Origin of the sequence: Sporolactobacillus vineae DSM 21990 = SL153, from assembly GCF_000377985.1 — a bacterium.
GTDB lineage: Bacteria > Bacillota > Bacilli > Bacillales > Sporolactobacillaceae > Sporolactobacillus > Sporolactobacillus vineae.
In genome coordinates, this window is record NZ_KB899057.1 from 26,198 (window position 1) to 46,429 (window position 20,232).

18 protein-coding genes and 1 riboswitch are annotated in these 20,232 nt (G+C 44.6%); of the genes, 3 read left to right on the forward strand and 15 right to left on the reverse strand.

What is annotated here, in order from left to right; genetic code table 11:
* Window positions 1-5: 5 nt before the first annotated feature.
* The 12 genes from D889_RS0112845 to D889_RS0112900 all read right to left on the reverse strand — a co-directional run bounded on the left by D889_RS0112845 (window position 6) and on the right by D889_RS0112900 (window position 12,579).
* Window positions 6-887, reverse strand: coding sequence for a maltodextrose utilization protein MalA (locus D889_RS0112845; RefSeq protein ID WP_154649990.1), 882 nt, complete (start codon window positions 885-887; stop codon window positions 6-8).
* A gap of 66 nt (window positions 888-953) precedes the next feature.
* Window positions 954-1,805, reverse strand: coding sequence for a sugar ABC transporter permease (locus D889_RS0112850; protein WP_010632411.1), 852 nt, complete (start codon window positions 1,803-1,805; stop codon window positions 954-956).
* A gap of 1 nt (window position 1,806) precedes the next feature.
* On the reverse strand, window positions 1,807-3,111 hold the full coding sequence (locus D889_RS0112855; protein ID WP_010632410.1) for a carbohydrate ABC transporter permease: 1,305 nt from the start codon (window positions 3,109-3,111) through the stop codon (window positions 1,807-1,809).
* A 35-nt stretch (window positions 3,112-3,146) separates the two neighbouring features.
* Window positions 3,147-4,415: an extracellular solute-binding protein gene (locus tag D889_RS0112860; RefSeq protein ID WP_010632409.1), complete on the reverse strand. Its 1,269-nt coding sequence runs from the start codon at window positions 4,413-4,415 to the stop codon at window positions 3,147-3,149.
* A 98-nt stretch (window positions 4,416-4,513) separates the two neighbouring features.
* Window positions 4,514-6,310 carry a glycoside hydrolase family 13 protein gene (locus D889_RS0112865; RefSeq protein WP_010632408.1) on the reverse strand — a complete coding sequence of 599 codons (1,797 nt, stop codon included), beginning with the start codon at window positions 6,308-6,310 and terminating at the stop codon, window positions 4,514-4,516.
* A 131-nt stretch (window positions 6,311-6,441) separates the two neighbouring features.
* A complete protein-coding gene (locus D889_RS0112870) occupies window positions 6,442-7,401 on the reverse strand; it encodes a LacI family DNA-binding transcriptional regulator (RefSeq protein WP_010632407.1) in 960 nt (319 codons plus the stop codon).
* 364 nt (window positions 7,402-7,765) lie between these two features.
* Window positions 7,766-9,031: a zinc-binding dehydrogenase gene (locus tag D889_RS0112875; RefSeq protein WP_010632406.1), complete on the reverse strand. Its 1,266-nt coding sequence runs from the start codon at window positions 9,029-9,031 to the stop codon at window positions 7,766-7,768.
* Window positions 9,032-9,093: 62 nt separating this feature from the next.
* A complete protein-coding gene (locus tag D889_RS0112880) occupies window positions 9,094-9,924 on the reverse strand; it encodes a mannose/fructose/sorbose PTS transporter subunit IID (RefSeq protein WP_010632405.1) in 831 nt (276 codons plus the stop codon).
* 13 nt (window positions 9,925-9,937) lie between these two features.
* Entirely contained in the window at window positions 9,938-10,747 is an 810-nt protein-coding gene (locus tag D889_RS0112885; protein ID WP_274517446.1) for a PTS mannose/fructose/sorbose transporter subunit IIC, read from the reverse strand.
* Window positions 10,748-10,770: 23 nt separating this feature from the next.
* Window positions 10,771-11,277, reverse strand: coding sequence for a PTS sugar transporter subunit IIB (locus D889_RS0112890; RefSeq protein WP_010632403.1), 507 nt, complete (start codon window positions 11,275-11,277; stop codon window positions 10,771-10,773).
* The gene (locus tag D889_RS0112895) at window positions 11,274-11,693 is read right to left on the reverse strand and encodes a PTS sugar transporter subunit IIA (RefSeq protein ID WP_010632402.1); all 420 of its coding nucleotides are present in this window, start codon (window positions 11,691-11,693) and stop codon (window positions 11,274-11,276) included. The genes D889_RS0112890 and D889_RS0112895 overlap by 4 nt, the downstream gene beginning before the upstream one ends.
* A gap of 70 nt (window positions 11,694-11,763) precedes the next feature.
* Window positions 11,764-12,579, reverse strand: coding sequence for an SDR family oxidoreductase (locus D889_RS0112900; protein ID WP_010632401.1), 816 nt, complete (start codon window positions 12,577-12,579; stop codon window positions 11,764-11,766).
* 233 nt (window positions 12,580-12,812) lie between these two features.
* Between D889_RS0112900 and D889_RS0112905 the strand changes: the two genes are divergently transcribed.
* From D889_RS0112905 to D889_RS0112920, 3 genes are all read left to right on the forward strand, one after another.
* Window positions 12,813-13,769 carry a sugar-binding transcriptional regulator gene (locus D889_RS0112905; RefSeq protein ID WP_010632400.1) on the forward strand — a complete coding sequence of 319 codons (957 nt, stop codon included), beginning with the start codon at window positions 12,813-12,815 and terminating at the stop codon, window positions 13,767-13,769.
* Between the two features lie 200 nt (window positions 13,770-13,969).
* A riboswitch (SAM riboswitch) is annotated at window positions 13,970-14,081 on the forward strand.
* Between the two features lie 124 nt (window positions 14,082-14,205).
* Window positions 14,206-15,285: a YeeE/YedE family protein gene (locus tag D889_RS0112915; protein ID WP_010632399.1), complete on the forward strand. Its 1,080-nt coding sequence runs from the start codon at window positions 14,206-14,208 to the stop codon at window positions 15,283-15,285.
* Between the two features lie 28 nt (window positions 15,286-15,313).
* Window positions 15,314-15,538, forward strand: a complete 225-nt coding sequence (locus D889_RS0112920; protein ID WP_010632398.1) for a sulfurtransferase TusA family protein — start codon at window positions 15,314-15,316, stop codon at window positions 15,536-15,538.
* A 466-nt stretch (window positions 15,539-16,004) separates the two neighbouring features.
* Here the strand turns inward: D889_RS0112920 and D889_RS0112930 are convergent, their stop codons facing one another.
* From D889_RS0112930 to D889_RS0112940, 3 genes are all read right to left on the reverse strand, one after another.
* The gene (locus D889_RS0112930; RefSeq protein WP_158511569.1) at window positions 16,005-18,644 is read right to left on the reverse strand and encodes a sigma 54-interacting transcriptional regulator; all 2,640 of its coding nucleotides are present in this window, start codon (window positions 18,642-18,644) and stop codon (window positions 16,005-16,007) included.
* Between the two features lie 203 nt (window positions 18,645-18,847).
* A complete protein-coding gene (locus D889_RS0112935; RefSeq protein ID WP_010632396.1) occupies window positions 18,848-19,630 on the reverse strand; it encodes an alpha/beta hydrolase in 783 nt (260 codons plus the stop codon).
* Window positions 19,631-19,654: 24 nt separating this feature from the next.
* A complete protein-coding gene (locus D889_RS0112940) occupies window positions 19,655-19,945 on the reverse strand; it encodes a PTS system mannose/fructose/sorbose family transporter subunit IID (protein WP_018962388.1) in 291 nt (96 codons plus the stop codon).
* Window positions 19,946-20,232 lie beyond the last annotated feature (287 nt).

The window sequence follows — 20,232 nt, forward strand, 5'->3', positions numbered from 1 at the left end:
TCATCTCATCTCCCACTGCCGACAATAAACAGTTTTTTTTCATGTAATTTTCGGGTGTCCTGAAAATGCGTTTGCCGGAAGACAAAGGCAATCATCAGCACAACCCCGGAAGATTGAACCATCGTCAGCGTTCCGATATCGAAGTGGACCAGACCAAGCATCATCGCAGCTATTGATGGCACACCGGCCGATATCAGCACGACCGCCGCCGCCTCTCGAAGCGAGTGAATGTCTGAGATTCGCGTGCGTTTTGTCAGCCAAAGAAAGACCGCAGCTGCACCCAGCATCAGAAGATTAAAAATCATCACACCCATAAATCCGAGAAAGGAAACAACACCCAGAAAATCGCTTTTGTACTGACTGACCCACAATTGCGACATTTCTTTTAACAGATTCTCTTTTGATCCATCAAATGTGATCTGCCCGTTTCCGGGATACATGATCTGAAAGCCAAATCCATTTTGATCACTGAGCATCAGACGATCCTTCTGAAAAATCAATGCGTTCTGATAACCCCTCACAAACTGGTGATATTTATTCCCCTCTATATGCCATTTGCCATTCAGATCAATCGCTGCAATATTTCTTGCTGACAGCCGTTCATAGGGTGGCGCAGCCAGACGCCCATTGACAATCGAGTAACCGGCGATTTGATTCAGGAAATTCTGATCCGCCACCTGACTCACATGCGGGGCCACGAGAGATATCGGCACACGCTTTACTTTGACCAGTTGAAGCGAAACAGGAATCATCAGACAGCCGGAGAGAAACACAAAGAGAAAAAGGATCTGCCACCACTTAAAAACGTTTCTTTTCTCAAAAATCTTCTTCGGACGCCACATGTAAATGAAATAATTTAATGGAAATCGATCTCCTGCTGAATGCACAAGCCTCACATCCTGTCTTCGGTTACCCATGCTGATTCAGTTGAGAAAAGCGGATTCATCTTTTCATTAGCCTTTTGTTCCCCCGGCGGTCAGTCCGCTCTGGAAAAAGCGCTGCAGGAAGAAGAATAAAATGACAATCGGCACGGACACAAGAAACGACCCGGCAGCAAACAGCGACACATTCTGGCTCGTCGGATTCGAAATAAATTGTTGCAGGCCCACCGCAACGGTCAGATGTTCCGGTGTACGCATTAAGAACGCTGCCATGAGGAAATCCCCGAAAGGGCCCATGAAAGCCCACAAGGCCTGAACCGCGATCATTGGCATGGCAAGAGGCAAGTTAATCTGGCAAAGAATACGCAGATGCCCTGCACCATCAATTCTTGCCGATTCGTCCAGGTCACGTGGAATCGTATCAAAGTAACCTTTCATCAGCCACGTATTCATCGGAATGCCGCCACCGACATAGACCATGACCAGATACCAGTACTGATCAAGTCCGTTGATTAACAGTCCGAGAACGAAGAATGCGATCAGTGCAGCCATCGTCGGTACCATTTGAATAATCAGGAAGAAAACCAGGCCGTACTTTCGTCCTCTAAACCGATAGCGACTGTATGTGTACCCCGCCAGCGTAACGATCACCACCTGGATGATCATCGTCCAGACGGCAATCGTCATCGTGTTTTTAAACCAGGTCAGATACAGCGTCTCTGAGAACAACTGTTTAAAATTATCCAGCGTCCACTGAATCTGCGGATCGAGAGTGAATGCAGCGAGACTTGATGCGTTAAACGCGGACTCCGCAGTGATCAGTAAGGGATAAATAATCAGGATACTTAGAATAATCAGGAACAAGTAAGTGAAAAAACGGCTGAAGAATTTACCTGACCGGCGACTTCTGTAACGTCTCTTCATCTCACATCATCTCCTCATTGCTAAATGAGTGCGTCTTTTTGAAGGCAATAAGGGAAGCACCGATCACAATGATTGAGATGACCATCGTTACAGCTGAAGCCAGTGCATACTGCGGCGATGTTCCGGTCGTCAGTTTGTAAATCCAGGAGATCAGGATATCGGTTGACCCGGCACCTCCGCCGATGTCGCCTGGTCCTCCTGAATTAAACAAATAGATAATGGAAAAGTTGTTGAAATTAAACGTGTACTGGGTGATGAAAACAGGTGCCGTCGCGAACATAATCATCGGCAACGTGATTTGATTAAACTTCTGTATAAAATTAGCGCCGTCGATTTCCGCTGCTTCATAAAGGTCGTCAGGTATCGACTGCAAGACGCCTGTAACCATCACAAAAATATAGGGGAATCCGAGCCAGGTCTGAATCATGATTAATGCCGTTTTCGTCCAGAAAGGATCGGTTTTCCACGGTATGCCCTGAAAGTGAAGATAGGGAATATAGTTGATCAATCCCAGAACCTGCTGGTTTATGGCACCAATACTGTCATTAAAGATATTGGAGAAGCTCATGATTGTGACAAATGCCGGTACCGCCCATGGGAGAAGAAAGATCGTTCTGAAAATGCGCCTGCCGACGATGAACTTCTGATTGGCCACAACGGCCGTAATGATGCCCAGAGCAATCTGGCACGTTGTCGCAAGGATCGTCCAGATAATTGTCCAGCCCAATACAGAGAAAAAGGTAGCCCGATACGAGCTGAGAAAAATCATGTTAAAGAAATTCTGAAATCCGACCCAGTCAATCAATTTTACCGGAGGAATGTGGTAAAAATCATAGTTGGTAAAGGCCATGAACAAGGTGACAAGTACAGGAAAGACAATAACGAAAATCATAAAAGTATAAGCCGGAATGGTTAATAAATAGGGAAAGCCCTTCTCCCAGGCATTTCGCAGCATTGAAACCGGGCTTAAATTCACTGATTTTCCTGTATTCCAGAGTCCGGCAACCCTTCTGGCATCACTGACGCTGAATAGCAGAATCACAAGAAAGATGAATGTAATAATGATCTGCAGTGTTCCCTGAACCATTAAGAAAAGGGAATGGTCCCGGATCGGAACCGTTCCCAATGTGACAAAGCCCAGAAAAGCAGGTAACCCGATGGTCACAAACTCGGCAACAAAAGCAACGGTGACGAGGAGAAACAGAATACCCTTGATCATCTGGCCATTATAAATCTGTCCCAGTCCGGGTATGATGGACAACAAACCCGCTTTTCGCACGCTTTTCCTGTTTTTTTGATTTTTCATCGTGCTTCCCTCGTTTCAAACAACGACGTTCGTCATTATTGTCCGTTATACTTTTGGGCAATTGTCTTATGCAGTGATGAAACCGCATCGTCAAGTGTTTGTTTCGGCGTCTTCTTCCCGGAGGCTGCATTAAACATAGCCGGTTCCATTGTCGTCCAGACTTCAGCCATCTGCGGGATCGACGGCATCGGGATTGATGCCGCATACTGTTTAATGACTGATTTTGCAAGCTGATCATTGGACTTCAGAACTTTGGCCTGAGCCTGCGGATTGATCGGTATTTCTTTAGTATCCTGATAGAATTTATATGCGTTCACCTGATCCGTTGCATAGCTCAGCCATTTTTTGGCCAGTTCCGGTTGCTTTGTATAAGCGGAAGCGACCCACGCCTTACCGCCTGCGAATGGCGCATAGTCTTTCCCGTTCGGGAGGGTTGGAATTTTCGCCACACCATAATTAATCTTGGCCTTTTGATAGACAGCTGCCTGCCAGGGCCCGTCAATCACTGCGCCTGCCTTGCCCTGGACAAACTCATTCGTCACAAAATTTCCGGATGCTTTGACATCCTGCATGCCTTTTGGCCAGACATTCTGAAACCAGTTTGTTGCATAAGTAACGGCTTTAACCGAACCGGCATTGTTCAGACCAATGTCTTTAGCATCCGTATTGTTCTTCCCAAAGACATATCCGCCGTAACCTTGATACAGGCCGGCTGCAAAATAGAAGTCGGTCCATTTAGCCAGGAAGCCGGTATTTTTGCCTGGCTCTGATTTAAAGGCAAAACGTTTGTCTTTCGCCAGTGCTTCAAGATCTTTAAATGTTTCAGGTGCTTTCTTAATCAGATTTTTATTGTAGAACAGGACAAGTGCTTCAACGGTCAAGGGAATACCAAAATATCTTTTCCCGACAGTTACCTGATGCTGACCCTTCTGATCAAGAAAGCTGACCATACTTTTGTCAACCGGAAGCAGCTGTCCCTGTTCCCCCAGCGCACCGACACGATCATATGGGGCAAGCATAACATCGGGACCTTTTCCTGCCGGACCGTCCAGTGAGAGTGCGGTCAACTGATCAAACATCGGTTTTTTCACGACTTTTACGGTGACATTATTCGCTTTTTCAAATTTCCCTTTGATACGATTAATGTATGTTGCGTAGGTGGCGACTGATGGATCAACAGAAACAGTCAGGACTTTCTTTGTCCCTGAACTTGCCCCGGAACTCGTGCCAGAACCACAAGCAGCAAGCGTCATGATGAGACCAAAAATAAGAAACACAGAGATCAGTTTCTTCATTCGTTTCATTTTCTTGCCCCCTTTTTATCCTTACACGTGCATTATAATGTATGAATGTAACCGTTTACAATTAACTTCATAATGTTACCGGTAACAGATTTAAACGGTTATAGATCCGTTCCGAGCACAGCAAATTGTCCGCCTGCAACGGTTAAGCTCCCAGAGACAACGATCCTGTGATTCCAGATATCTGTGACTTTTCCACTAACCCCGTTCAGACGAATCGCCCGATCGTTTTTTCCATGATTGAAGATAAAAATGAGTGTCTGTCCTTTAAATGATTTTCTGAATACCAGCAGACGCTTCTCATCATCTGCTGTCAGCCATTCCAGTCTGCCGTAACTGATCAGCGGCTGATACGCTTTCCTCAGCCGAATCAGCTGCTTCGTAAAGTCCAGCATCTCCTGATCCTGCTTTTCTTTATCCCAGATCATGCATTTGCGGCACAGCGGATCATTGCCGCCATCCAGACCGATTTCCGTCCCGTAATAGAGGCACGGTGAACCTGTCTGGGCAAACAGAAAGGCAAGGGCCTGTTTGACTTTCTGTTTGTCTCCGCCGGCCTTTGTTAATATACGGGCCGTATCATGACTGTCGAGCAAATTGAACGCAACTTCATTAACAGGCTGCATGTACTTCTGAAAATGTTCATTAATCGTACTGACGGTATCGGTCGCCGTTGTCTTATCTTCCAGAAAGAAGTTAATAATCGATTCCGTGAGCGGATAGTTCATCACGCTGTGAAACTCGTCGCCCTGAAGCCAGTTCCTGGCACTGTGCCAGATTTCCCCGACGATATACACATCTTTTTTTACCGAGGTGACCGTCTGATAAAACTTCTTCCAGAAGGCGTGATCGACTTCATTAGCCACATCAAGCCGCCAGCCGTCAATATCAAATGCTTTGATCCAATAGACAGCAATATCGAGGAGATATTTCTGAACCTCCGGATTCGCTGTATTCAGTTTCGGCATGGAAAGCGTGAAGCCAAAAGTATCAAACGACAGCGTCGTCCGGCCCTCAATATTCCCATTTTCTCCGGTTCTGACTGGAAACGAATGAATATGGAACCAGTCCTTATAAGGCGACTGATCTTCATTCCTGACAACATCCTGCCATTGCTTTGACGCGCTCCCGATATGGTTGAATACGGCATCAAGCATGATCCGGATTCCGCGGCGATGGGCTTCATCAACCAGTTTCCGGAACGTCTCTTTATCTCCAAAATGAGGGTCCACTGACATGTAGTCCAGCGTGTCATATTTATGGTTGCTCGGTGACGTAAAAATCGGATTCAGATAGATCCCATTGATGCCAAGCTGCTGAAGATCATCAAGATGGTCGATAATGCCCTGAAGATCCCCGCCAAAGAAATCTGAAACGCCCGGATCCTTACTTCCCCAGGGCAGCGCATGATCGGGTGAAAGCGACGGATCGCCATTGGCAAATCGTTCCGGAAAGATTTGATACCAGATCGTCTTCTTGACCCATTCGGGCGCTTTAAACCGATCGATTTCGTGCATGTAGGGGAATTTGAAGTAATTTTCGGGAACTGAGAGCGTCTGTTCATTAATAGTCAGGAATCCGCGGTCACCATAGAAAGCATTCCGCCCCTCCTGATCGGTGAGGGCAAAACCATACTGGGCCCGATGAAAGGGCGGTTTGATTGCTGCGAACCAATAATCATGAAGTTCCGTCTGTGCCACCATTTTCATCGGAATTTTCGTACTTTGCCAATGAAAATGATCAAGATGATCTTTCACGAACGCATATGGATCGCCAAAGATCAGGGAGATGGCCCGGATATCATTCTTCTTTGTTCTGATCTTCAAATGAAGCGTATCCCGGTCATAACAATAGGCATACTCGCTGCCCGGCAAGTGCAAAACTGCTGCTTTTTCCATGGATTGGATACCCCTTTCAAAGTGATGCCGCCATGAGGGCATCTTCAACGCTTAACCCCCACCAGTAATTATAAGGGAGAAACAATTACAAGCGCAGATGTTAGCGGTAACAGATTACACGGGGTACGTTGTTAAGGACGCCAGGTTGATTCACGAACGATTAATACGGGCTGAAAGATACGGCTTCCTATACGGGCACCATCCAGATCGATTTTGTTTAAAAGCATCTTTGCGCATTCCTGACCCATTTCAATGACCGGCTGACGGACTGTGGTCAGTTTCGGATAGGAAACTCTGTCCAGAAAAACACCGTCAAAACCGGTTACAGCAACATCCCTGGGAATAGCCAATCCCATTTCCAGAACGGCACGGACAACTCCGATTGCCAGTCGGTCTGATGCGCAGACAATAGCCGTTGCTGCACCCTGCAGCATGGCCAATTGTTTTGTTGCTTCGATCTGTGCCGCACGTGAACTATTCTTCATACAGATCACCTTCCCATACAGCCCATGATGCAGAACAGTTTCCGTAAAGCCTCTGATTCTGGCCATCATAAAAGGCTCATCCAGAGAAATGCCGAAAAACAGGATATTGGTAAAGTGCAGCGAAATGACATGTTCCGTCGCCATCCGAATTCCCCGTTCATTGTCGACATCCACAAAATCGTAAGCCCGGTCTGTCTGTCCGAACAAAACAATCGGCCGGTCCATCGGATCAATGATCTGACGATAATCATCAGCACGCATGCCTGTTATGATTAGGCCATCGCAATCCCCGATACTGTGGGAATTCCTGGTGACAAGCTGCAGCGCATAGTGATGTTTATCAAGCTCCATAGCGATGCCGTTAAGAAGGTTCATATAATAGGGTTCAGTTGTGTCCATCTCTTCAAGAATGAGTAATTTAATCACTTGCGTCCGATTATGTACCAGCGCTCTGGCCGCAAAGTTTGGAACATACTTTAATTCCTTCATTGCCGCATAGACCAATTCCCTTAATTCTGATGAAACCTGATCAGGATGATTAATGACACGCGAAACCGTCATTTTTGAGACAGCTGCTTTCTTTGCAACATCGGACAACGTCGCCATCGTAACACCTTCTTCTCTGACTTCCCACCTGATTATAGCACGGCTTTTGTAACCGTTTACATCGTTTCTCCCTTCACCTACCAGGTAATAAAGTGTATTCATTGCGTCTTTGAACATTGCTCTGAATGTCTCACTTCCTGATCCATTTGATTCTCTGTCAGTCTTTTCTTGTACAGGAGTATCCTCCTTAATCGGCGCAGTAAAAAGGATAACTTTGCGGCAACTGGTACCAACTGTCTGGGATACTTGTATGTGACATGTATTGCTGTGGATTACATCTGAAACAGAACCAAAAAGCCACTTCCCGTGCCGCTTCGTTGACACAGGAAATGGCTTTTTCAATTCCTACCTATTTTAATGCCTCTCAGATATCTTCTCCATTTTCCAGAACATACTGTTCAGCTTCTTTGGACCACAGTCCCTTATTGCTGAGCAGAATGTCTTTAAGTCCTTGATAGAACGGATCCTGAGTTTCTCCGGAAGCGATTTCTTCCAGGGACTTGCGCGGCAGCCGTTTCTGCACATAGATGAGTTTCTTGCCACTAGGTAAAAGGCCCGGAAGATTCAGCGTTGTGTCGGCGACAGCGTTCAGCCCGAGAATATGGGACACAACCTTTTCGACCCTAACCTTTCTGTCTTCAACCAGTTTGATCGCTGCACGCATATCATCAGTGTTGCCGCCTGATGTGCCAACATAATGGGTAAAATTGTAGTGCACATCATACATGTTGATTTCTGCCTGAAAGTGCTTGTCACGCGGACCGGCGAAGAAGTTCAGGCAGCCGTCCTTGGCGAGTAAATTCGATGCCTGGGTGACCAGCGGCTTGGCCGGAACAAGAACCATAATATCGTCGTAGGATTCGTTATTTACAAGCGACTGCAGATAAGCTTCCTGATCTTCAACTTTGCCGACATTGACATAATGAATCTCGACACCTGCCTCTTCTGCATCTTCTTTGCTGTACAGGCGTTCGGCATTTTGCAGCTTCTCATCGGTAAGATCCGTGATAACCAGTCTCATCGGCTGAATCGGTCCGTGCAGCGCATAATCAATCTGAAGCAGACCCATCGGACCGGTACCGCCCATGATCAGGAGATTGCCGCCTTCTTTAATCCCCATCTTGTGGTTATAGGTGCCTTCAATTAAATGATAGTTTGCATTAAATCCGCCGATGACGCAGGAAAGTGGTTCAAGCAGTGAACCTTCGAAAAAGCTGTCACCATTATATTCAAGCAGGCAATTCTGTTCCATGACTTCCCTTGGGATCACAACGTACGTCGCATCTCCGCCAATAAACTGGAAGGAATAGCCCGGGCAGTCCGGACGATCCGGCAGCTGCAAATTCGGCTGAATCGCGTATTTATTACCGGCATGGAATTTATCTTTCCACTTGTCTCCAACCTTAACAATCTGTCCGCAGAATTCATGACCGACAATAATTGGATGCTGAGCAACATCATTCGGTACTTTCTTATGATCAGGTCCAATTTTTGCTTCCTTCCAGGAAGACATGCAGATGCTGTCCGTGACCACTGTCGCCAGAATTTCATCATCTTTAATTTCCGGAAGATCAAATTTTTCCAAACGGAGATCTTCTTTGCCATAGAGTCTGAGTGCTGTCGTTTCCATCATTTCATTCTCCTTTTGAAAATATTTTTTGTGTATTATTTATCTGGCTTTTGTTCAGCCATTTATTTTAATATCCCGAGCCAGTAGCCCAGAATACCCACACCAAACAGGGCGAAGATCAACACAATCGGACTGACTTTCTTTTTCAGCAGATACATCATCAGCAGTGTTAAACCGAGCGCGAGCAGTCCCGGGCACAACTGGTCGAGAATGCCCTGAACGGTCATCGTGGTCTTCTGGCCAACCTGGTTGGTCGTTTGAGAGATCACGATCGGCACATTGATCTTTGTCCACTTCGTTACCAGCACACCCATAATGAACAGTCCAAGTATACTGGCGCCTTCAGTCAGCTTTTTCAACTTATTCGATGCCATGTCTTTGACCACATCCATGCCGGCGACATAGCCATACTTTAAGCCGTACCACTTCAGGGCCAGCCGGACTAAATTGAAGCTGAAGAAGAACAGTAGCGGGCCAAGCAGATTACCGTTCAGTGCCAGTGTGGCACCTAGTGCTGCAGTGATCGGTCGCAGCGTGCCCCAGATCAGCGGATCGCCAACACCGGCCAGAGGGCCCATTAGGCCGACTTTTAAACTGTTAATGGCTCCGTCATCGATCGCTTCGCCGTCCGACCTTGCTTCTTCCATCGCTGCAGTCACGCCAACTACCGGACCGACAACTGCCGGGGTTGTGTTGAAGAATACAAGATGTCTCTCCAGAGCGGCGACGCGTTCTTCCTTTGTTTTATAGAGTCGTTTGATTGCCGGAATCATATCGAAACAGAACCCAAGTGCATGGATACGTTCATAATTAAAGGATGCCTGCTGAAAATTGGTCCTGACGAACATGTTAAACAGGTCGCCGCGGGTCAGCTTTTTCGTTTGATCAGCCAATTTCATTCACCTCTCAGTCTTCCAGCATGTCATCAGCAAGCGGTGCCGATGCATCCGGTTTGTTTTTGTCTGAATGATTGGAATCGGAATCATGATAATTCGGATTCAGCTGAATATAGACGATCGCAACGATTAATCCGATGGCGCCGAAAGCAACCAGACTGAAATTCAGATAAGAAGCCAGAAGAAAACCCAGGAAGAAGAACGGCATCAGATACTTGGTGCCCATCATATTAAGAACCATTGCATAGCCGACAGTGACAATGAACCCGCCGGCCACATTCAGTCCACCTGTAACGACAGGAGGGATTGAATGCAGCATTGTCTGAACGCTGCCGGCACTCATGAAAATGGCAACCAGCAAGGCAGGGATGGAGACACGCAAAGCTTGAACCAGCAAAGCCGACAAGTGCAGAACATCGAGAAGATGGAAGTTGCACCGCTTGGCGGCACGATCAGCTGCGTGCTGAAAGAATACGGTAATTGTCCGTGCGAATACAGTCAGCACCTGACCGGCAGCGGCCACCGGAAGCGCAATGGCAATGCCGGCTTGAATGTCCTGCTTGCCAACAATAACCAGAATCGCCGAGATAATGCTCGCCAGTGCTGAGTCAGGAGACTGCGCCGCACCAATGTTCATCCAGCCTAACGCGATCAGCTCCAGCGTTCCGCCGAGAATAATTCCGGTCTGCATATCCCCTAGAATCAGACCAATCACGGTACACGCGATCAGCGGCCGATGCGTCTGAAATTCATCCAGGACACTGCCCATACCGGCAATGCAGGAGAAGATAAAGATCAGTACAATCTGGTAACCTTGAATATCCATCACGATTCACCTGCTTTTCACGATTTATTAGTCTCGTTGAAGCTGACATCTTTCAACTTCCTCATCAAATCAACCGGGCTATCACTGTCGAGTACCCGAAGGTCAAGATGGACACCAAACTGATTTAATTCTGTAAAAGCGGTTACATCTTCCGGCCCGACAGATACGGCCTTCGTAATCTGCTTTCTGCCTTCTCTGAAGGCCATGCCGCCGATATTGATCGAATGAATCGGGACATCCTGTCTGACCATTCTCAGAACATCTGCGGGATTCGTGAACAAGAAGAACACTGTTTCATTCTGATAATAAGGATTCTTATAAACCTTTACGGCTTTATCCACTTCACAAATATTGACCTTCATACCCGGCGGCGCCGCCTGCTTCAGCAGCATCTTCCGTACATTATCCGCAGCTACTTCATCGCTGCAGATGATAATCCGATGAGCGTTCGCTTTTTTCGCCCAGACTGTAGCAACCTGTCCGTGAATCAGCCGGTCATCAATTCTTGCAAACTTGATAATCATAATGATTCCTCGCTTTCCTGTGCAGCCAGAACATCTCTGAACGATTTAACTGTATCGGGAGCAATCTTCTTGATATGCGCCACGATCTCAGCAAGTGTGCTTGTGTTCTGTCCTGAAACCGCCTCCAAAATGATCGAAAGATTAACACCACTGACCACTTCAACCGATTGGCGATCAAAAGCAATTGCGGCGGCGGCATTATAGGGACTGCCGCAGAACAGATCAGCCAGAATCAGCACATCAGTCAAGTTATTTTGCGAAATCACAGCACTGATCTTTTTCTTGATATCTTCAAGATTCTCCCCGGGAACAAAACGTACAGGGTAAAATTTGTCCGTCTTCCCGAAAATCATTTCCGCGGACCGCTTAAACGATTCTGCCAGATCACCGTGTGCACAAACAATGATTGAATACATGAGTCAGCCCTTCTTTCTATCCAGTAAACGGTGGATCATTGCGTCTGATAACTGATGAACTACTGAATAATTAACCTCTGGACTTGCCGCCGGCGATGTTGTAGGTCGTGCCGGTAATGTAACTTGCCCGATCCGAACTTAGATAGGCAACCAAATCGGCGACTTCCTTTAATTTTCCGTCTCTTCGCAGCGGAATCGATTTATTCGTGTATCCCTTGCGGAGCTGTTCAACAGTAATGCCTCTCGTATAGGCCAGCGCTTCCTCATAGGCTGGTGTCCGTAATCCCGTTTTCTCGAGAATACCCGGAGCAACGCCAACCACGCGAATATTAAACTTGCCGAGTTCCTTGGCCCATGACCGCGTAAAGCTGTATAATGCTGCTTTCGTTGCCGCATAACCGCTCTGCCCTTCTGATCCTTCCAGACCGCTCTCTGAAACCATGTTGACAATGACCCCTTTCTGGGCCTTGACCATCTCTCTGCCGGCAATCTGTGAGCAAAGAAAAACGCCTTTCTGGTTAATGCTGATCATTTTGTCCAGCACATCGTCACTCAGTTCAAAATGTCCGCCTGGCTCTTTTGCATCGACGAGCAGACGTGGAAGATTGATGCCCGCATTATTGACAAGTACATTAACTTTACCGAAATTTTTCACTGCCTGGCCAACCAGATTCTCAACGCTCTCTCGGGAAGCAACATTGGTCTTCACGAACAACAGTTGTCCTTCGCTCCCTTTCTCATACGTCTCATGATCCGGTTCCTGAAGATCTGCGACCACAACATTCGCCTGATTCTCCAGTAATGTCTGCACAACTGCGCGCCCAATGCCTGAAGAACCGCCTGTAACGATAACTGTCTGATGATCAAGTCCAAGCCAATTGCTCATATTCTTATCCCTCCCTGGAATAATCAAAATCACATTTGTGATTATTTATCACATATTTTCTTTTACATTTACAGTATAAAGCGTTTTCACATGAAGTCAATCGCCAAATAGTTGAGAATATGTGAACCTTATGCAATAATGTGCATAAAGAACACATCAATCATTGAAATAATCCCGGCAACTCATATAATGAATGAAGAATCTCAGCTCGCCTTTAAGAATGAGAGGTATCGATGAAAATGATTGATCTGGAGACAAAGAAGCAATATATACAAATCGCGCAGATGTACTATGAACAGAACATGACTCAATCGGAGATCGCTGCTGCTGTCGGTATCAATCGGACGTCGATCAGCCGCATCCTTAAGAAATTACGGGAAGAAGGCATTGTGAAGATCATCATTAATTACGCGGTGAACGATATTTCGCTTGCGCAGCGCCTGAAAGACCGGTTTCATTTGAAAGAAGCAATTGTTGTGCCTGTCCAACAGGATGATAAGCAAATGAAACTCACGGCGATTGGCCAGGCTTGTGCCAAATATCTGGATCACATTACACAAGACAACGATGTGATCGGCTTCTCCTGGGGCAGCACCCTGGCAGAAGTCGTCGATGCCTTAGATATTAGCTCACCGAAGCATCACGTATTCTGCATTCCGCTCATTGGCGGTCCGTCCGGCAAACTGGCCAGCCGTTATCACGTCAACACAATCTGTTACGCAGCCGCTCAGAAATTTAATGGCCACTCCTTGATGATTGATGTGCCGGCAATCGTGGAAACTTCATCTTTGAAAAAGGAATTTCTGGAAACAAAGTATTTCGGGGAGATCAATCATATGTGGGATCAAGTCAACATCGCTGTGTTTGGTATCGGCTCACTGCAAATTGCGAAGAGCTCCATCTGGTTCGAATTCTACGGAAATGATTCGGTGGCAAAATTTAGTGATGAGAATGTGGCTGGGGACGTCTGCTCGCATTTTTATGATCTCAACGGCGATGAAATCCGTACGCATATTACGGACCGGACCATCTCCATACCACTGGATAAATTAAAACGAGCAGAATATTCAATCGGTGTTGCCGAATCGAGGGAAAAGGTTCCGGGCATTATCGGCGCACTTAATGGACACTATGTTAATGTACTGATTACAACGAAGGAAACGGCAGAGATGGTTCTGGATAATGCCTAAGGATCCGGGAAATAATTCCATGCTGCAATGCAGATCTTGAACGGAACAATCGTCAGTCTTTTAGTACTGGACTGCGCCATGATTTCCATCCAATAGAGAACTGCTTAATCCGAAATAAATCGACACTGAGAAGCCGAAAATGTTGAAATAATCGAACAATTGTTATAAACTAAGAATCAATTTCTAATATGCATTGCGTTTTCTTATCTAGAGAAGCCGAGGGACTGGCCCGATGACACTTCAGCAACCGCCGTAATTAGGGCAAGGTGCTAACCCCTGCAGACAGTCAGTAAATTGTCTGATGGATAAGGAGAGGTTTGAAGATTCCGCCCTCTTCTTTATGAAAAGGGCTTTTCGTTTTTGATTTTATTCATACTGTTTTGCCCTACTTAGTTGGCTATATTCATTCTTATATAATTTTTTTTGAGGTGATCGTATGCTTTTCATGGTTATTTCTGGCCTTGCTACGGGGACTGCTTTTGGTTTTGTATGTCAGCGCGGAAGATTTTGTGTCACCAGTGCTTTCCGCGACCTTTATTTAGCAAAAGACAGCAAAATGTTTATCGCTTTTTTGATCGCGATTACTGTACAGAGTATCGGATTATTCACACTGTCTGCACTGAATGTGGCAAAAATCCCAACCGAACCCTTCCCATGGCTTGGCGTCATTACCGGAGGCTTTATCTTCGGACTCGGCATGGTCTATTCCGGAGGCTGTGCCGCCGGAACTTATTATCGGGCTGCGGAGGGATTGATTGGAAGTATTACCGCACTGATCACCTTTATGATTTCAGCAGCCGTTATGAAGTTTGGTCTCCTGTCACAATTCACAGGTGAAGTTCTTTCGGTCGGATATGCAAAGACAACCATATATCAGACTTTCAGCCTTTCTCCATGGATTCTTGTCAGTATTCTTATACTGGTCACGGGCTATCTGGTCTGGAACTATCGTAAAAAAGAAAAGAAGTTATACATACCAGAGATGGTACCCCAGCGTAAGGGCCTTAATCACTTATTGTTTGAAAAAAGATGGCATCCGTTTATTACCGGTATTCTGATCGGCGTCATCGCACTCGCTGCCTGGCCGCTAAGCCTGGTTACCGGAAGAGTAGGCGGTCTCGGCATCACGACGCCAAGCGCAAACTTAGTTGTCTTCCTTGTCTCCGGAAATTACAGTGTCCTGAATTGGCCTGTCTTTCTCGTTCTTGGTATCCTCGTTGGTGCTTTTGCTGCGGCAAAACTGAGCGGAGAATTCAAATTCCGTACTCCGGATACAAAGACGATGGTGCATAGTCTTGAGGGTGGTGTGCTAATGGGCGTCGGTGCCAGTCTTGCCGGCGGTTGCTCCATTGGAAACGGCCTTGTTGCCTCCGCCTATCTGTCCTGGCAAGGATGGATTGCGATTCCATCGATGATCCTGGGAACCTGGGCCGCGTCCTATCTGATCATCATTCGTCCAATGAGACATCCGCAAATTACAACGCCACATCAGACTCAGACTTCAGCATCGAATTAAACTAATTTTTATTAAGGAGGAATTGAGCATGATTAAAAAATTGGAAGTATTAGGATTAGTTTGTCCCTTCCCTCTTGTCAAAGCAAAGCAGGAAATCTCTCAGTTAAACAGTGGGGACGAATTGGTCATTGATTTTGACTGTACCCAAGCTACCGAAACAATTCCCCGATGGGCAGCAGAAGCTGGTCATCATATTACTCACTTTGAGAAAACAGGACCGGCTCAGTGGTCAATTACGCTGAAGAAAAAGTAAATTATCCTTTATAAAAGCAAGTGCTGATTGAGTGACAGTCTTGATTCCTCTCGATCTTAAAATAGCGAGAGGATTTTTTTATGAATGATTTAGAAGAAAGGGCAAAGCTTCCACTATTTGGCTATTTACTGTTCTTTTGATCTAATAACGATTATTAATACACTGATGGCCTTGATCATTGTCGTTCAGTTTATGGATCAGATTATTGTGTCTTTTATCTGGTCAGCAATCAGTCTGGCTGTGATCTGAACATTAATCAGCATTAGCATATTTCTTATCTGGGCACATCTCATCACGCCTGAACTGGCTCGTTCTTATTTTCAACAGGAGGCCAGTCTGTACGGCGCTATTGAATTAGCATTGTCTTAATAGATATGCAAAGCTTATCCAAGCACGCATCATGGAATGGATTATTTTATAATCGCTTGATCATATGAGGTCCGCATTTTTGCGGACCTCATTCTCTTCATGGATTCCCCTTACCGAAATTCATTTTTATAATTTCAAAAATCATTAATTTTTCCGAGACAGGAATAACGATATGATATTTCTTTGTTACTTTTTTAAAGACCTCATCTGAAAGATCGCAGAACTCACTTTGCTGTCTGGAAACATTCTCCTGAACGTGGCCATTTACTTTCTCACCTATGATTAACCTTTCAATCATGGATGAAATGTGGAGGAAAAGATTCATCTTAACATAACTTTGAAAGTGCATATCATAAAATGCTTCAAATTGATGAATGATGTCTTCAATTTCATTAACAACTAAAACAGGATTCAGAAACTTTAGCCTGGATGCTGCTCCTTTTACCGTAAACAGCTTCACAATGTCATCAATCATATGATAAAAGTTGTTCTCATTCATCAATCCTGAAAAATAGTGTTTTAATATATCATGAAAATCGTCCCTTATAAGTTGATGGACCGTCAGAAATGGAACATCACCGGTGTCAAGAGGCGTTGTAGAAATAATAAATCTTGTCTTGCGAAACATTGAATATTTGTGTTCAGCAAACATTTTTTTCAATTTTAAATAGCCAATGGTCACGACATCGACGTCATCAGCCTGCAGGTATGATTTTATTATGTGACTTATTTTTTTCGCGATGCCAATGCCTGAAATACATGAGACGATAATATTATCGTTCATCGAAAGGCCTTCATAGTATCTAATCTTTGTCGTATACGCAGAATCCGCTTCATGGATAATGGTTTTCATGGGAACTTGATTTTTGATTTTCATGCCGACGTCAATTGCCATTGACGTAGTGATATTATTAATGATTAACAGGTCCCCCTGCAAGTGAGCTTTAATGGGTTCATAGAGATCGGTCAACGAGCCCATATCAACGAGTACGATCACGCCCAGTTTCGTCTCAACGTGAGTCAGAAAATGGTTAACCTTATTAATGACCGTTTTGGTGTCTGACTCTAGGGGCATATCAAATGATTCAAAGAGATATCCACCACATAAACGATTAGCTACACTGGCGATACTTGAGGCAGTACTTTCACCGTGGGCAACGACAATTCCTTGAATATCGTTGTCAGAGAAATAATTGGATTGGTGAAAGAGCAAACTCAGATAATGTGTCAACAACTCACCTGTATTCTGGTTAAACGTGATATTAAATTGGATTTCCAGATTTTTAATGATCTTTTTGGCTAATAAATCCGCTTTAGAAAGTTGATTTGCATGAGCCATATGGTTTTTCGAAAATAGTTTTTCCGTTTCATAATTAAGAAAATAATTGACAAGCAGGAACACCGCTTGCTTGATTTTTTCATCGAATTTCAAGCCCGTTTGTGTGCCAATTCGGATGAGACTTTCGTGTACGCAGTCTCTTAAATAGATAAAATAGTAGCCACAGGAATAGTTCTCACCATACTTTTTGATAAAAAAGGAATTCAACGATTTATTCAGAAGGTTTACATTCATATCTTTATTAAAAGACTCCATCAGATCTTTACTATTTGCTAAAGCTTCATGATGATCATAAGAGCCGTCATGCTCATGAATACTTGGATCAATTTTAACTAATTTTTCAGGCGTTACACTCTTTGTACCGGTGATAACACGTGTCAGGCGTTCATTTTCATTCATCAACATTAAGTCTGAATGTCCGGATTGGTTTGAATAAGCCTCTGCACAGAGTACCTTAACCTCACTCTTAACACTGCCAATATTACCTTTGCCATTAAAGAACAGCAGAGATTTATACAATTCCTGCGTCACCCATAAAACTCGATGAAGTCTGACTGCCTCGTCATAAAAAAATCGATGAACAATGTTGTCCCTTTCCATGAGGGGCCTTGAAAGAAAACTCGGTAAAGTTACTTTCAATGGAATTCTTCTGCGAAAGGTCTCCAAAAATGTATCTTCAATATTTTCTGTCGTTGCAAAAATAAAGCGAACATCGGAAGAATGTAATAGCTTATTTTCCCCTAATCTTCTAAACTTGCCCTGATCTAAAAACAGAAATAATTTCTCCTGATTTGCCAGTGATAATCGATGGACTTCATCGAGGAACAAGAAACCCCCGTTCGCCTGGTCTAATAAACCTGTCGATTCATCAATTGCTCCCGTAAATGCACCTTTTTTATGTCCAAACAACATATCTGACATTAATTCCGGATTATTTGCATAATCGGCACAATTCAGCGTGATAAAAGGGCTATCTGGGGCAACCGTCCGCTCATCACAGGCAAATTGATAAATAAGTTTTGCCAGAAAACTTTTTCCGGTACCGCTGGAACCGCTAAGAATAATGGGTAATCCGTTCGTCGGATAATCTACAGCTGCCTGACATATGCCGATCTGTTTTCGTAAGGAACCGGAAGCTCCGATGAATTCAGAAAAAGCACCGCTATTTTTTACTTTTCTTGCATTTTTGATGATCGAATCTGAGAGCGAATAACAGACAGGCCGTGAATCTTTCTTATTCAATTTCTTTTCCTCAACCAACCTATTCAAATAATGACTGACCAGGTTTCTCTTTTGTCCCGTCAGTTTCTGAATGGATGCCGTAGTAAACTGACGCTCTATAAGCCCATTGCTGTATCCGCTTACAATTCTATCCAACATAGAGTCCTTAGATGTCATCATATTCACTTCCATACTTTTCTTGTCGAATAAGAACCCTGTCATCTATTATTTTATCAGTATAACTCCAGATGATCAGTCACGTCATTCGCTGGTTTTTCCAATTCATCAATAGTGTTAAAAAAAGCCGAGTGGAAAGCCAGTCAACTTTCTGCTCGACTAAAATTAAAATGAAGTTATTGCAGAGACTTCTTAATCTGTTTTTATTGGACCTTTCTTAATGGAAACCACTCAAGAGCTCTCTGAATACTCTGATCCCAAAATATCCAATCGTGTCCGCCGCTCCATTCCTCGTACGTTAGGTTGATGCCTTCATTTTCAGCGAAGCGGTGAAAAGTTTCATTATATTTATAAATCGGATCCTCAGTACCGCAGCTTTGATAAAGCATTGGTATTCTTTTTCCCGACTCTTTAAGCTGTTTAGCCAAATAGAATAGATCATTCTTCGTACCGCTGATCTTATCCACTCCCCCGAAAATAGCATCGGCAAGTTTAGAAAATTCATCTTTATTGCCTTCATTTTCCGGCAGAAACAGGTTAGCGATATCTAAAGCACCTGAAAAACTGGCAACGGCAGCAAAACAATCGGGCTTATTCAAAGCAAGTTTAAAGCTGCCGTATCCGCCCATTGATAATCCAGCGGCAAAATGATCTTCCATTTTTTCAGACAATGGGAAAAATGAACGTACAATGGATGGCAGCTCCTCACTGACAAAAGTCCAATATCTATTTCCATAACACATATCTGTGTAGAAACTTCTTCCTACCTGAGGCATGACAATCGCCAGATCATATTGCTTGGCATATCTCTCCAGCGGCGTCCGTCTGATCCATTTTGAATGATCATCACCCAGGCCGTGCAGCAAATATAGAGTCTGTAATTTACCTGTACCCGAATGAATGGCATCAGATTCAGGTAAAATGACATAGAACGAAGTTGACGTCTTCAAAACTTTAGAATTCACATTGCAATGAATTAATGCCATACGTATTCGACCTCTGCCCATAGGTTATTTCAGAATACCGAGTGAACCTAAGACTAATCCTACAACAAGAATGATCAGCATGGCTACCGTATAATTTCTTTTAACTTTTTCAAGATAAAGGTATACTCCTGTAACTGTCAAAAGAGGCAGCAAACCTTTAAGAATTTTGTCCAGAATGTCTGTCTGAACAGCAATTTTCGTTGTTGCCGTATGGATGACCAACGGCGTAGTCACATTGACATAACTTGCTGCCAGTCCGCCCATCATGATTAAACCAAGGATACTTGCGCCAATAATTAATCCTGAATTATTCATAGAGCACTGTTTCCCTGTCATTTAGGCGGTAAAGCATAATAAAACAAGTGCATTTTTGTCCAAAACGGATCTGATGATCACCTGTTCTGTTTTTAAACGGGTTCCTCATTCCTTTTATACGATAAGGTCACTTTCCAGACGCCATTTGGGCAGACGGGTCCCGTGTTCTCCGAGAATGCATTAAATTTGATCCAATTTCTACCTGGATGACATTACTCTGGTTCCGGTAATCGATGGATCTGCAGCAGCGTCTGCCAAAACACTTTCTGGTAGAGGCAATGACTGCA

Excerpts from the sequence above, each read along its gene's own strand:
- D889_RS0112860 (WP_010632409.1), bottom strand. The coding sequence starts at position 4,415 with ATGAAACGAATGAAGAAACTGATCTCTGTGTTTCTTATTTTTGGTCTC.
- D889_RS0112870 (WP_010632407.1), bottom strand. The coding sequence starts at position 7,401 with ATGGCGACGTTGTCCGATGTTGCAAAGAAAGCAGCTGTCTCAAAAATG.
- D889_RS0112855 (WP_010632410.1), bottom strand. The coding sequence starts at position 3,111 with ATGAAAAATCAAAAAAACAGGAAAAGCGTGCGAAAAGCGGGTTTGTTG.
- D889_RS0112875 (WP_010632406.1), bottom strand. The coding sequence starts at position 9,031 with ATGGAAACGACAGCACTCAGACTCTATGGCAAAGAAGATCTCCGTTTG.
- D889_RS0112905 (WP_010632400.1), top strand. The coding sequence starts at position 12,813 with ATGAAAATGATTGATCTGGAGACAAAGAAGCAATATATACAAATCGCG.
- D889_RS0112865 (WP_010632408.1), bottom strand. The coding sequence starts at position 6,310 with ATGGAAAAAGCAGCAGTTTTGCACTTGCCGGGCAGCGAGTATGCCTAT.
- D889_RS0112935 (WP_010632396.1), bottom strand. The coding sequence starts at position 19,630 with ATGGCATTAATTCATTGCAATGTGAATTCTAAAGTTTTGAAGACGTCA.
- D889_RS0112895 (WP_010632402.1), bottom strand. The coding sequence starts at position 11,693 with ATGTATTCAATCATTGTTTGTGCACACGGTGATCTGGCAGAATCGTTT.
- D889_RS0112900 (WP_010632401.1), bottom strand. The coding sequence starts at position 12,579 with ATGAGCAATTGGCTTGGACTTGATCATCAGACAGTTATCGTTACAGGC.
- D889_RS0112940 (WP_018962388.1), bottom strand. The coding sequence starts at position 19,945 with ATGAATAATTCAGGATTAATTATTGGCGCAAGTATCCTTGGTTTAATC.
- D889_RS0112850 (WP_010632411.1), bottom strand. The coding sequence starts at position 1,805 with ATGAAGAGACGTTACAGAAGTCGCCGGTCAGGTAAATTCTTCAGCCGT.
- D889_RS0112915 (WP_010632399.1), top strand. The coding sequence starts at position 14,206 with ATGCTTTTCATGGTTATTTCTGGCCTTGCTACGGGGACTGCTTTTGGT.
- D889_RS0112930 (WP_158511569.1), bottom strand. The coding sequence starts at position 18,644 with ATGACATCTAAGGACTCTATGTTGGATAGAATTGTAAGCGGATACAGC.
- D889_RS0112890 (WP_010632403.1), bottom strand. The coding sequence starts at position 11,277 with ATGATTATCAAGTTTGCAAGAATTGATGACCGGCTGATTCACGGACAG.
- D889_RS0112920 (WP_010632398.1), top strand. The coding sequence starts at position 15,314 with ATGATTAAAAAATTGGAAGTATTAGGATTAGTTTGTCCCTTCCCTCTT.